Annotated in this window: 6 protein-coding genes; 4 read left to right on the forward strand and 2 right to left on the reverse strand. The window is 55.9% G+C overall.

Features of this window, described 5'->3' with window-relative positions; genetic code table 11:
• Positions 1 to 136: 136 nt before the first annotated feature.
• Positions 137 to 3,892, reverse strand: coding sequence for an ATP-dependent RNA helicase HrpA (hrpA, locus tag OLX77_RS12010; protein ID WP_307633848.1), 3,756 nt, complete (start codon positions 3,890 to 3,892; stop codon positions 137 to 139).
• A 295-nt stretch (positions 3,893 to 4,187) separates the two neighbouring features.
• On the opposite strand from hrpA, the gene OLX77_RS12015 reads away from it, so the two are divergent.
• Positions 4,188 to 5,273, forward strand: coding sequence for a disk-shape morphogenesis protein volactin (locus tag OLX77_RS12015; protein ID WP_307633849.1), 1,086 nt, complete (start codon positions 4,188 to 4,190; stop codon positions 5,271 to 5,273).
• A gap of 259 nt (positions 5,274 to 5,532) precedes the next feature.
• Positions 5,533 to 8,292 carry a PAS domain-containing hybrid sensor histidine kinase/response regulator gene (locus OLX77_RS12020; RefSeq protein ID WP_307633850.1) on the forward strand — a complete coding sequence of 920 codons (2,760 nt, stop codon included), beginning with the start codon at positions 5,533 to 5,535 and terminating at the stop codon, positions 8,290 to 8,292.
• Positions 8,293 to 8,374: 82 nt separating this feature from the next.
• On the opposite strand, the gene OLX77_RS12025 is transcribed toward OLX77_RS12020, so the two are convergent.
• Positions 8,375 to 10,564 carry a pentapeptide repeat-containing protein gene (locus OLX77_RS12025; RefSeq protein WP_307633851.1) on the reverse strand — a complete coding sequence of 730 codons (2,190 nt, stop codon included), beginning with the start codon at positions 10,562 to 10,564 and terminating at the stop codon, positions 8,375 to 8,377.
• A gap of 135 nt (positions 10,565 to 10,699) precedes the next feature.
• Between OLX77_RS12025 and OLX77_RS12030 the strand changes: the two genes are divergently transcribed.
• Positions 10,700 to 11,098: a hypothetical protein gene (locus OLX77_RS12030; protein ID WP_307633852.1), complete on the forward strand. Its 399-nt coding sequence runs from the start codon at positions 10,700 to 10,702 to the stop codon at positions 11,096 to 11,098.
• A gap of 175 nt (positions 11,099 to 11,273) precedes the next feature.
• A complete protein-coding gene (locus OLX77_RS12035) occupies positions 11,274 to 14,120 on the forward strand; it encodes a transglycosylase domain-containing protein (RefSeq protein WP_307633853.1) in 2,847 nt (948 codons plus the stop codon).
• Positions 14,121 to 14,151: the final 31 nt, after the last annotated feature.

Here is a 14,151-nt window from a genome sequence, read left to right on the forward strand (position 1 = left end):
TCCATGCGTTGCAACTAATCCTGACAGAGTGGAAGTCCCGGAAGCAAAAAGAACTTTTAACCTAGCAAAAATCCGACATTTTTCACATTTAAAAATTCCTTCTCCGGGAAAATACAGAAAAGTAGGTAGTGTTCGATCATGAACAGAGTTGGTCAACCTCCTGCCATTTCTTGTCCAGCCGCTTGGCGGAAACCGGCAAGGCTGTGCCCAACTCCTGGGCAAAGAGCGAGACCTTGAACTCCTCGATCATCTCCTGGTATTCCCGCAGCCGCTCCCCCAGGGTACCGGAGAGATCCTGGCTGCTGGCCGCCCGGGCATAACGCTCTTCATGAATCGCCACCTGCTGCGCCTTGAGCGCATCCTTGCTTGGGGAGACCTGCGCCCGCTCAAGCCGGATCCGCAGGGCTTTCAGATACCGGCACATGGCCGCAAGGCGCGGCGGAAGCGTCTTCTGCAAAAAATCAGCAGGGACAATCTGCGTCACCTGGCGACGAAACTCGTCAAACCGCGCCGTATCCCGGGCTGTCCCTGTTCCCTTCCCGGAAAGCCGGGCAATGGCGTCGAGGGTAGTGCGCCGTTCCTGTAAGACCAGAAGAACAGCGGCAAAGATCTCCCGACAGAGCAAAATCAGCCCCTGGTGCCGCACTTCTTCGATCTTGGCACCAAATTGTTCGGCTGTGGGCGGCAGGCCGTCGCGGATGTCAAACACGGTAAAAAAAACAAAATCCCAGATATCTTGGTTGATCTGCTCATGGCTGGCCAATCCTTCGTACAAAGCCCAGTGAGAACGAGGGATGGCAAGCTCCTTGCGCAGGGATTTGATTTGGGTCGCAAACCCATTGGCATACAAGCGGAACAGCGCCTCCCTGGTGTTCTGCCGCGCCTCGTTTTCCTTGAGAAAAAGACGTTGGCCCACGCCCTCCTGTGCATCGTAACTGAGGCCGGGATAGACATAGCCCTGCAGGGAGCCATCCCCACCGGGCACAGGCAGGGAAGGAGGCGTTTGCCCGAACTGGGCCGGAGTAATATGTTTTTGTTCCCACTGCTCTTTCAGGGCCGCCAGATTCCCTGGACTAAAGACCTCCGTCTGCCCCATGGCCCCGCTTTTCAAGGCAGTGAAATCCCTGGTCACACTGACAACATTGCCCTGCCCATCGAGCAGAGAGAAACGGAACCTGAGATGCGGCGGCAGATCGGCCAGAGGCCAATCCCGCGCGGCAATCCGCAGTTTGAAGGAATCAGCGATCACCTGTTCCATGGCTCGGTACAACGAACCACGGCCAAAGGGCAGATCTCGAACAATCTCCGCGGCGGTCTGGGGAATGGGCACCAGCTGTTTGCGCAGACTCTTGGGAAGCCCCTTGAGCAGAAACATCACCTTTTCGGCAAGCAAGCCAGGCACCAGCCATTCAAACAGCTCGGCCCGCAGATGTTGCGCCAGATTGAGGGGAATCCTTGCGGTCACTCCATCGTCCTCCTCCCCGGGGGCAAAGCGGTATGACAACTCCAGCCCACCCGCCTCCGTCTCCAGGGAAAGCGGAAACGGTTCCAGGGCCGCGGCCTCGGGCAGCTGCCTCCGGATATCATCGGCGGTCATGGTAAGAAGCGCTTGGGCGCCGGGATTTTTCAGCCACTGGTTCAGGCTGCGCTGGTCACGCACCTCCGGGCCGAGGCGTTCATCGTAGAAGCGAATAAGATCCTGATCGTCCACCATGATGCTGCGCTGGCGCAACCGGTCTTCCAGGTCCTGCAGCTGTGCCACCAGCGCCGTGTTTGCTGCGAGAAAGGGATATTCTCCCTTCAGCTCCCCCTCAATCAGGGCAGACTGGATAAAAATCTGCCGACTCTCCTCGGGCTTGATCAAGCCATAATTGACCTTGCGCCTTTCCACAATAACCAACCCGAACAGGCTGATCTTGGCAAAGGCAACCACCTGGCCCCGCCCCTTTTCCCAATGGGGTTCGGAATAGGAAGAGCGGCAAAGCTCCCCGGCCAGGGGTTCGATCCACTCCGGCTTGATTTCGGCCACGGTCCGGGCATAGAGACGCGAGGTCTCAACCATCTCGGCGGCCATGAGCCAGTCGCCGGTCTTGCCGTACTGAGTGGAGCCGGGAAAGATCATAACCTCCCTGCCTCCCCCGGTCTGATAGAGATTCTTCTCCTTCTTCACCGCGATATTTCTGAGGTTGCCGCTCAAGATCGCCTGATGGATGGCGTCGGGTGCGGCGGGTTGCGTGTTCAGGGTAAAGCCAGGCTCCTCGGCCAGCACCTGGCAGATCTGCTCGTGGATATCGCGCCATTCCCGCATCCGCAGGAAGGAAAGATAATGGCTCACACAGAATTTGCGCATTCGGGAGAGGCTCTGCAGTTTATCAAAGGTGGCATGGTACCCATCCCAGAGGGCGAGAAAAAAGAGGAAATCCGAGGGGGTCTTGACGAACCGGGCATGGGCTGCGTCCGCCAATGCCTCCTTATCCAGCGGGCGAACCCGCGGATCCTGAATGCTCAAGCCCGCGGCGATAACCGTCACCTCCCGCAGAGCATTGTGCTCACGGGCCTCGATAATCATCCGGGAGATCCTCGGATCCAGAGGGAGCCGCGCCATGAGTCTGCCGTGCCCGGTGAGATGGCGCTTGCGGTCCAGGGCGCCAAGCTCGGTGAGCAGTCCATACCCATCCTGAATGGCCCGCCCCGTAGGCGGATCGAGAAAGGGGAAGCGCGCCGGATCGCCAAGCTTCAGACTGATCATCCTCAGGATAACCTCGGCCAGATTGGTGCGCAGAATCTCAGGGAGAGTATATTCGGGCCGGTTCAGGTAATCCTCCTCGGAATAGAGGCGGACGCAGACCCCAGGCCCCACCCTGCCGCAGCGGCCCTTACGCTGATCGCAGCTTGCCCGGGAAACCGAAACGATGGGGAGCTTGCTGGTTCGGGCCCGGACATTGTAGCTGGCCAAGCGGGCCAGACCGGTATCGACCACATAGCGGATACCCGGCACCGTGATGGAGGTTTCGGCCACATTGGTCGCCACCACAATCTTCTGGCCTTTTACCGGCTGAAAGATCTTTTTCTGGTCTCCGGGCGAGAGCCTGCCGAACAGGGGCAGGACCACGGGGCCACCTTGGCCGTGCCCCCTGCCCAGCCGGGCTTGCAGCGCTTCCACGGTTTCCAGGATATCCCGCTCCGCCGGCATGAAGACCAGGATATCCCCCGACCCCTCCTGCTGGTGGAGAGCGCATACCGCCGCTACCGCCTGATCCACATAACTCTGCTCCCCTTCCTCCTCCTTGGCCGAATCCAGAGGCTGGTAGCGCACCTCAACCGGAAAGGTTCGTCCCGACACCTCGATCACCGGGGCGTTGCCGAAATGCTTGGCAAAGCGCGCCGTGTCGATGGTGGCCGAGGTAATCAGGAGGGTAAGATCCGGACGACGGACAAGGAGCTGCTTGAGCAAGCCGAGGAGAAAATCTATATTGAGGCTCCGCTCGTGGGCCTCGTCGATGATGATCGTATCGTAGGCGGAAAGATTACGGTCATGATGGGCCTCGGCCAGCAGGATGCCATCGGTCATGAACTTGAGCCGGGTATTGCGATTGGTCTGATCCTTAAAGCGAATCTTGTACCCGACCAGATCACCATCACCACCGAGTTCTTCGCCAACCCGCTCGGCCACCGTGATGGCCGCGATCCGCCGGGGCTGGGTGCAGCCGATCCTTTTCCGCTTGCCGCGCCCTGCCTCCAGACACATCTTGGGCAACTGCGTGGTCTTGCCTGAGCCGGTGTCGCCGGCAACAACGACCACCTGACTGGTGCGGATAGCCTGGATGATTTCCTCCCGGTGCGCCACGATGGGCAACTCCGGTGGATAGTGCAAATTTCTTTCCTGTTCCATGCGTGCGTTGCTTCAATTCCCAGGAGGCTTAGCGGAGAAGTTGCCTCCGGTTAAGCCCCTTATTTGCGAGGTGAAAGAAAAAATTTTAAAATTTCTTCAAGAAGAATGCCGAACCAGTCGAAAATAAAGTAGAATTTTTACAATTCCGAAAGTACAATAATAACAATTTTCCTGTGAAACTGCAGGAAAGAACGCAACAACAGGCAGAAAATACATCGGCGACGCGCAAGCGGCAGGCTACGGGGCAGTCACACCGCTCTCAGGCGGGGAATAGAGGACAAGGAGGAGCATAAGGATGACGGAAGAAATGGGAAACATTGATAATGCCATTGAAGCATCGCAGAAGACCGTAGTCTCCCGCGAAAAGGAGACCGGCGAGGATGCCGAGCGCCCCAAGGGCCCGGTAGGCCTCGATATCGGCACCAGCCATATCGTCATGGCCCAGAACAAGGGCAAGAACATCCACACCATCAAACAGCTCAATGCATTCTTCACCATCCCCTATTCAAAATTCACCAAGAAAATCCTGGTGGACAACGAGGTGACCTTTTTTGAAAAGGGAGACATGTTTTACATCCTCGGCTATTCGGCCGAGAACTTTGCCAACATGTTCAACACCAACACCCGTCGCACCATGGAGAAGGGGTTGCTTTCTGCCCGTGAGGACGAAGGGATCAATGTGCTCCAGGCCATCATCGGCACCCTGATCAAGCGGCCGAAAAACCCCGGCGAGGTCATCTGCTTCAGTATGCCGGGCACCCCGGTTGACAGCGGCCAGTCCGTGGTTTACCACGAATCGATCATCAAGATGTACCTGGCCACCCTGGGCTACAACCCGATCTCCATCAACGAGGGTCTGGCCACGGTCATGGCCGAGCTGGCGGAAGACAACTTCACCGGCATCGGCATCAGCATGGGCGGCGGGATGTGCAACATCTGCCTGGCCTATCTCTCCGTACCGGTTATCACCTACAGCATCCAGAAGGGCGGCGATTACATCGATCAGATGGTCGGCGTCTCGGTAGGCGAACCGGCCACCAAGGTCAAAACCATCAAGGAAAGCACCTTCCGTCTAGCCAGACCCGCGAAGAACCGGATCGAGACCGCTCTGCACATCTACTACGACGACTTGATCCACACCCTGCTCCACAGCCTGCAGGATGTGCTGCACTCTTCCGACAAGATTCCAAAGATCGCCAAGCCCATCCCCATCGTGCTGGCAGGCGGCACCGCCCTGCCCAACGGCTTCAAGGAACACTTCGAGAAAGCGCTGAAGGAGTTCAATCTCCCCATCGAGATCTCCGAGGTCAGGATTGCCGATGACCCTCTCAACACCACGGCCAAGGGCGCCATGGTCATGGCACTTTCCGAAGAAATCTAGAGCGGTTCGATACAATCTGTACCCCTGGGAGGCGCGGCCAATTGGCTGCGCCTCTTTTTATATGCCCCGCGCCCCTTCTGCGCTCCATAGCCAAAAATCATTCTCTCCCCCCTGTTGAGAAATTTCACCTTTACTGCCCAACAAAAAAAACTTCACGCAACGCCCCTTGCTCATATAGAATAGTAAGCAGGTCAGTTACACATTTCTTCAAGTTCTCGCTCCTATTGCACAACAGCCATGGTTGAGACAACGAAATGCGATGAACCTTCCTCCCTCCACCAGCAACAGATTCCTCCCCGGCGAATCAGCACCGTTCCTCGAACTGCTGGAGTGTATTCCCTCGCCGCTGGAAATCTATCTTCCGGACGGCACCCTGCTCATGGCCAATGCTGCCGCCCGCAACCTGCCGACCTTTCCCAAAGACGCGGACAATGATCATTGCATCAAGGCCGCCCACGAGGACGACCGTACCGCTTTTTTGAACGCAATTACGAAAAGAACAGCCTGCGCGGCCCCCGACCGAAGCTACCCAAACACTTTAACAAGCAAGCCGTGGAACATCATGCGCTTGCGGACACTGTGCACACCGGTTTGTGACGCGGAGGGGCAAATCCGCCACGTTATCGTTTCACGGGAGGACATCACTGCGCTCCACACAGGGACTCGCTTTCAGCGGTTGGTGGAAGATGCCAACGAGGCCGTTCTCGTTATCCAGGACGGCCGGATTAAATTTTTCAACCGCACAGCCCTTGCCATAACCGGTTATTCCCCAGAAGCGTATCTCTCCCAGCCTTTCCACGCCTTTATCCATCCGGAAGACCGAGAAATGGTCATGCACCGCTCCTTACTCAGAATGCAGGGCAAGGACGTGCCAAACATCTATCAGTTCCGGGTGATAGACGTCAATGGTGAGGCAAAATGGCTACAGATCAATGCCGGGGTCATCGAATGGGGAGGGAGACCAGCCATCCTTGCCTTTCTCCCGGATATCACGCAACTGCGCCAAACGGAGATGGCTCTCTGGGAAAGTGAAATCCGCTTCCAGATGATCTCGGAAAATACCGGGGATCTCATTATCCTGAGCGACGGCCTGGGAAAAACAATCTTCGTCAACTCAGCCCTGACCCGACTCCTTGAGATCAAGGCGGAAGAACTCCAGGGCAGATCAATCACCGAAATCATTCATCCCAAATACCGTTCTGCCCTCAGCGGCCTCTGGAACAGAATTCTTGCGAGAAAAAATGTTTCTCCCCAGGAAACGCTTCTGGTGAGAAAGGACGGAAGCCATCTTCCCGCGGAAATAAGCTGCTTTGCCATTGAGCAGGAAAACAGTCCCCCTTACCTTGGTGCCATTCTGCGTGATATCTCCGCCCGCAAAGCGGCGGAATATGAGCTTGAGCAATACCGGGAGAGCCTGGAAAAAATCGTTGGTGAGCGCACCTCAGAATTGACCGAGACCAATGCCAAACTGCAGCAGACTATTCTCCGCCAGGAGCTTGCCGAAGAAAACCTAACCAAGGAAAAAAACACCCTGGAAGCGGTATTTGCTGCCATGAGCGATGGCCTCTCCGTACATGACCGAGACTTCAGGATACTCTTCCAGAATGCCGTTCTCAGTAAACGGTATGGCGATTGCGCGGGCCAACTTTGCTATGTTGCCTACCACGGGAGAGAGACCCCCTGCACGAACTGCGGGCTGATGGCCTGCATTAAAGACGGTGCGCCCCACTGGTTTGAAATGAATGAAACCAACGACCAGGGAAATCTCTTCTTTGAGATGGGAGTAAGCCCGGTTCGCGACGGCAAGGGGACAATCATTGCCGCAGTGGAGGTAATCCGGGATATTACCGACCAGAAACGACTTGCCGACCAGCTGCTGCAGAGTCAGAAGATGGAGGCCATCGGCACCCTGGCCGGAGGCATCGCCCATGATTTCAACAATATCCTCACCGCCATTCTCGGCTATGCGGAACTGTCAAAATTCGAAGCCGTTCCCGACAGTGAGCTCGCCCACAATCTTGCCGAGATCATCGGCGCCAGTCGCAGAGCCGGGGATCTAATCCGGCAGATCCTGACCTTCAGCCGAAGGGCGGAGTTCAAGAAACAGCCGCTGCAGATCCACTCGGTGGTCAAAGAGGCCCTCAAACTGATCCGCGGCACTATCCCCTCCACCATCGACATCCGTCAGGAAATCGATGGTGATTGCGGAACAATTATGGCCGATGTCACCCAGATACATCAGATAGTAATGAATCTCTGCACCAATGCATACCACGCCATGCAACAGCAGGGGGGGCTCTTGGTCGTCAGACTGCAAAATGCCGTAATCAGCAGGGAGACGCTCGACACGCCGACAGGACTCAAGCCGGGAAACTATGTGCGGCTGACGGTTTCGGATACCGGACACGGCATAGACGAAAATACCCTGGATCGGGTATTCGACCCCTATTTCACCACAAAAAAACAAGGAGAAGGAACAGGACTGGGCCTGGCAACCGTGCATGGAATCGTGGAGAACCACGAAGGCGTCATCTCGGTGAAGAGCGCTATCAACGAGGGAACAACCTTTGACATATATTTCCCCCGGGTGGAAACAGATTTTGCCGCTGCCCTGACCGGCTGGGGGGAAACAGGAGCCACCTCCCGCCAGGCCAGAATTCTGCTGGTGGACGACGAGGAAATGCTGATCAGGCTTGGGACGAGCATCCTCAAGAAACTCGGACACACCGTAACCGCCCTCAACAACAGTCAAGACGCACTGGATCTATTCAAAAAAGATCCCCTGGCCTTTGATCTCCTGCTCACCGATCAGATGATGCCCGGTCTCACCGGCCTGGAGCTGACCAAAGAATGTCTGGCCATCCGCCCCGATCTCCCGGTGGTCCTGGCCACAGGATACAGCGAGGCAACCAGCAAGGAGCAAGCCCAAGCCCAAGGAATCAGCGCGATCCTCTGGAAGCCGGTGACCATCAACACCATGGCCGAAACCATCCAGCAGGCCCTCGGCAAAAAAGAATAACACTGCAGACAAAACGGGGGAAACAACCACAAGATAGTGACTATTAGGTTGCAATGACCATGGGCGCAAAGGGGCTTGATGCCTATAACATGGCGCCTTGTTTGGGAAGACTGACTTCCAACTGCTTGCCATTCCTGACTTCAAAGTGCTGCTCTCCGATCTTCCGGTTCTGGTAAAAAAACTGCACCCTCCAGGTTCCGTAAAGTGGCATCATTCTCGTGAGGGTAAGCGCCTCAACCAGACGCTGCATGTACCTGACCTGCTGCTTTGAGGTGCGGACCAGCTTTCCGTCCGGCCCGTACCATTGGATCACCAGGGGCAACGTCTGATCCGCCGGCAGGAAATTCACCGAATAGAGCGCGCCCAGGGTGGCCCCGACCTTTCCGGGAATATTGTTCGCCCCGCCGGCAAACATCTGAATTTTTTTCATATTCAGTTCGATATCGCGGATGTTTTCATAGGCGGCGCTGAGTTCGGAAACCTGCTGAAACGGCTGCTGCACCAAACCCGCACTCTCAACCTGCAAAGCCCAGATCTTCACGGGGCGGTCCGAGCCTGTCACCGCGGCCGAATCCTTAGCCCCGTCTCCGGCCGCAGCTTGCTTCGCTCCGCGCGAAGCACTCATCGACCCCAGACTGCTTTCCGGGCCAGGGGCTTTGAACCCTTTCGCCGTATTGATCTTCTTGGCCCGCTTGATATTTTTCACATTCTGCAAGGAGGCCTTGGTCAGATCCGCACCCTCCAGGTTGGTCCTGTTCAGATCGGCATCATTGAGGTTGGCATTGACCAGAATTGCATGGGAGAGGTCGGCGTCGGTAAGGTCTGCCCAGCGAAGATCGCCATCCCGGAGATTGGCTCCGGTGAGCACGGCATTGGTCAGATCGGCGTTGGCCAGATCCACGTTGGCAAGATCCGCATTGCTCAGATTGGCATCGATAAGATTGGCATTGCGCAGATCGAGGCTGACCAACTTCGCATCGCTCAACACGGTTTCACGCAGGTTCTTGAGATCGAAATGTTTAGCCGCCGCCAGATTGATCCCTGAAAGGTTCGCCCCCTTCAAGTCGGCATTGCTGAAATTGGCGTTGGCCAGTTCGGCATTGCTCAGATCAGCCCTGTTCAGATAGGCATGACTCAATTTCGCTTTGGTAAGATCCGCCCCCTGCAGACTGGCGTTGTTCAAATTCGCCCCGGTTAAATCGACGGTGTTCAGCCTTGCCTTGCGCAGATCGGCATTGGTAAGGTTGCTGTTGACCATGAGCGTACGGACGCCAAAATCAACCCCGGACAATCGGGCCCCGGTGAGATTCGCCCCAGTCAAATCAACCCGCCCCATCTTGGCTTTTTCACAGTTGGCCTCGGTGAGATTCGCCTGCTGGAAATTCGCGCCTCCAAACTCTCCCCCAGCCAAGTTTGCCTTGGTGAGATTGCCCTCCCGGAAGCTGGCTTTTTCAGCGCTAACACCGGTGAGTACCGCACCATTAAGGTTGGCCTTGCGCAGGAGAGCCTCATTCAATTTGGCCCCAACCAGGTTTGTTCCGGCCAGGCTCGCCTCGGAAAGATTCGCCTCTTCCAGGTTCGCCCCGCCCAGCTCAGCACCATCAAGATTCGCCCGGCTCAAATTCGCCTTGGCCAAAGCAATACCCCGCAGATTGGTGCGCCGGAGATCCACCTCATTCAGTATTGCCCCGGTGAGATTCGCCCCTTGAAGAAAGGCGGTGGTCAGGTTACTATTCCCCAGTTTTGCCTCACTGAGGTTCGCCGAGGCTAGTTTCGTTTTAGTAAAAGTCGCCCCGGAAAAATCGGCACCCCGCGCGTCGCATTCGCTGCAATCCGTTTCCAGCAGAAGGGCACCGGTCAGTATCGTCTCCTGAAGATCAGCTCCCCGGAGATTGCTCCTGCTAAGATCACCATCGGCCAAGTTTGCCCCCCCTAGCCTGGCTCGGGACAGATCGGCCTTCTGAAGTCTAGCCCCGACAAGGATAGCCCCCTGGAGGTCCGCCTGGCGCAAATCCGCATTGAGCAGATTTGCCTGGCTAAAATTCACCCCGCGCAGATCGGCCTCACTGAGGTTTGCTCCTTCAAAATTGGCATTCTGAAAATTAAGCCCCCGCAAGTTTTTACCTGCGAGATTCGCCCCATGAAAATCCTTGCCTGCAAAGCGGGGTGTATCGGGAGTGGTTGCCGCCACCGTAGCCGCGGGCTTTTCTCCTGGTCTGACCCCAGAGACAGAGACCGGGGCAGAAGAGAACCAGCCCACCACACTTCCCATATTGTCCAACAATAAATACCCACCACCCCCCACCAGAGCAAAGGATATCAAGGCGGCAAGCGCCAGGCCGAGTCTCGATAAAACCGTCCGAACGCCCCCACCTTGCCCGGGAACCCGAACAAGAGTTTTTTCTGAATGGCACTTGGGGCAGGGCGCCTTTTTCCCGGCAAAGGAAGACGACACCATTTTTTGAAACCCGCACTTGTTGCAGGAAAAGATCGCCCGATTGGGATCATTTGCGGGAGCAGAATTTTTTTTGCCGACGATCACCGTATGTCTGCATTTCGGGCAGGGTACTGCCTTGCCGGCATGGCGGTTTTCAACCTCTACGGAATATCTGCATTTATCGCAGTAAAAAATCATCCAGCATCCTCAACAGAACGTAAGACCACACCCCCAGCCCAGCGAAAAACCAAACTTGCCGGACAGAGGCAGCACCAATTGCTACATGCATCATCGACCATAACAAAAAAATACTTCATCTATTTCGACACCGGCAAGAGCTTTGCTGTAAAAAAAAATCAGATAGGGTAATATACCACTTTACTCGGGGGGGTAACAGAATGTTGGTTGTGCCAAGGAATAATTCCCCCCAAGGACCGCACCATGCACTGCGGTTCTTTTCATTTTTTTGTTGTCCCTGTAATCATTGACAGCCACTATGGACAGGGCACTTCCCCTGAAGCAGAATCCGAGGCGATAACGTTCCGTGGATAAACCAAAGCAACCAGAATCTCCGCAAACAGAAAACAAGAGCGACGACCAGGGGAAGCAGAAGATCTTCGACCCCAGGGAACAGGCCATAAAATACAAGGCCTACCGTCATATTTTCTCGGATAAGGATGTCAAAAAGGGGCTTGATGAAAAATCCATCATCCGCAAGATCAAAAAAAGCAAAAGCCTGAGCGGCCGCTACCGCCAATACCTGGAAATGCGGGATGACGACAATCGCGGCAGCCATACCTACCCCTGGCAGAACCCGTTCAACCGTTTCCTTTTCTGGGGGGCTTACTGGATCCCGCGTTTTATGAAATGGGGCTCCCTGCTCGCCCTGGCGCTCTTCATTCTCAATTACATCCCCGGTCCGACCCAGCATATCATCGAAGTGCTCATTGCCCGCTCCGTTTACGACACGGCGCCCATCGAACGGTTGCCCGACGATCTGGAAACCTATGCCCACTCCGCCGATATCAAGGACAGCCGGGGCGCCATCATCAAGTCCTACGGCAAGCGGAAAGTGACCCAGCAGATCCCCGCCGCCGCCCAGAAGGCGTTACTGGCCTGCGAAGATCATTATTTCCTCCCCCACCCCGGCAACACCTGGTACGAGAATCTCTTTTTGATCCACCCCGGCGTCAGCTGGCTCAATCTGGTCGGCGCGGTGAAAGACACCCTCCAGGGCGATCCCCGCGGCGCCAGTACCATTGTCATGCAGAACGCCAAGAAGATCCTGGGCAACGAAAAAAGGACCATCGCCAACAAGCTGGAAGAGATCATCATCGCCTACATGATGGTGGCCAAATTCGGCAAGGAAAAAAACCTCAATTTTTACATCAACACCGTACCGGTTGGCGCCAACATCTACGGTTTCCCCGCCGCAGCCACCAACTATTTCAAGAAGGACCTGGCCACCCTCAACATGCAGCAGCTGGTGACCATCGGCTCCTTCATCCCCAACCACAACCGCCAGATCGCTTTCTATGAAATCGTCAACGGCAAAAATTTCAGCGATCTCTCCCCTGCCCTGCAGGGACATGCCAGAAGCGCGATCAACAAGATCAACCTCGCGCTCACCCACCTCTGGAAACGCAAGGAGATCGCCGACGATCAGTACCGCAGTTGGCTGCTGACCGACGAAGAATCCATCCGCCGCATCGGTTTTCGCGATTTCCGCTCCCCGCTGTATGGGGAAGAAGAATGGACCTCCTGGAACGTGATCAAGGAGGTCTCTTCCCGAACCTATACCCTCAATGGCCGGGAGATCTCCGGCACCCAGCTCCTGCTTGACGAAAAGGGGGCCGTTTCCATCGAGACCGGCACGGATCTGGCCCTGGTCGAAAAGATGAAGGTGATCATCGGCGAGTTCCTCGAAAGCAGCTATTTCAAAGAGATTCTTGCCTCCAGCAACCAAGGGACCTGGCTGCGTGACAAAGAGCGTTACACCTCCCGTGGCCTTACCCCGCCCTACACCGACTTCAACAGCTTTCTCGAATACCTGCAACACAATATCAATGTTGGCCTCCTTGCCGTCAACCAGAAGGGTGAGATCGTCGCCTATGTCGGCGGCAAGGAATTTTTGCAAACCCGAAACGACGAAAAGGACGAAGAGGAGGACGAGGCGCCGGATCCCAGCGAAACCGCGGCAGGCACCAGCGCAGGCAAGAGCAGCAATCAAAAAGCCGTGATCATCGACATCATGAACACCAAGGCAAAGATCACCCCCTCTTCCACCATGAAGCCGATCATTGCCTACTACGCCATGGTGGCCAACAATGCCAAGATGAGCGACCGCTTTGCCGACAAACCCATTGAGTACAAGTATGTGGCCAGCACCGGCAGACAGACCTGGTTGCCCCGCAACTGGTACAATTACGACGCCAACCGGCCCATGGGCCACGAATACAACCTGCTGGAAGCACAGGTAATTTCCGTCAACACCATCTTCGCCAGGCTCTACACCAACCCGCTGCTCCGTAACGCCATGCTCCAGGGCTTTGACCAGGTCGGCCTCGACTACAGCAAGGAAGACGCCAAATACTGGCCTTTCGGCATTGGCTCCTCAGCGGTTTCGGTACAACAATGGCTTGGCATCTACAACGCCTTTTTAGACGGTCAGTACCGCGACCCCTCTTTTGTCCGGCGGATCCAGATAAACGGCAAAACTATTTATGACCGGGACCAGGACGAACAGTACGCCAAGATCCCGCTTTTCGACTCCAAGAAGGAACGGGAAGCTGAGATGAACGCCCTGTACGAGGTGTGCAATCGCGGCACCGGCTCGGCCATGAAAACGGAATTCAAACATCACAAGAATCTGGTTTCCGGCAAGACCGGCACCGCGCCGATGAACAAATCCGCACTCTTCATCAGCCATTTCAACCCGTACCGTGACCGGCAGACCCACAAGGACCGGACCCTCACCATGCTTATTTCCGTGACCACCAATACCGGCGGCTTCAAAAGCGTGGGCACCTCCGGCAACGCCCCGGCTAAGATTGCCGGCCGCATTTACAACCACCTTTTCCAGCAGGAACTGCAGGAAATGATGGACAAAAACATCGACAAGGCAAAACGCGAGGATACCCATTTCCGCAACAACCAGGTGTATTGGGCCAACGTCAACCGGTACATGGACACCCTGCTCACCGGAAAATGCGGCAACACCCTCATTTCCGACAATATCATCGGCGTGGACGACTACGGCGAGGCCCTGGTGCAGATCCTCAACAGCAACACCAAAATCTACACCGGGCGCGACGATGTCTTCTCCCAATTGGTCCAGTATTATTGCGACCAGGAAAAAATGGTCCGGATGGACTCGGCTCCGGCAAACTGAAAATGGGTCGGTTCGGACACCCGAGAAGATG

The sequence above is a fragment of the Thiovibrio frasassiensis genome, from assembly GCF_029607905.1.
Classification (GTDB): domain Bacteria; phylum Desulfobacterota; class Desulfobulbia; order Desulfobulbales; family Desulfurivibrionaceae; genus Thiovibrio; species Thiovibrio frasassiensis.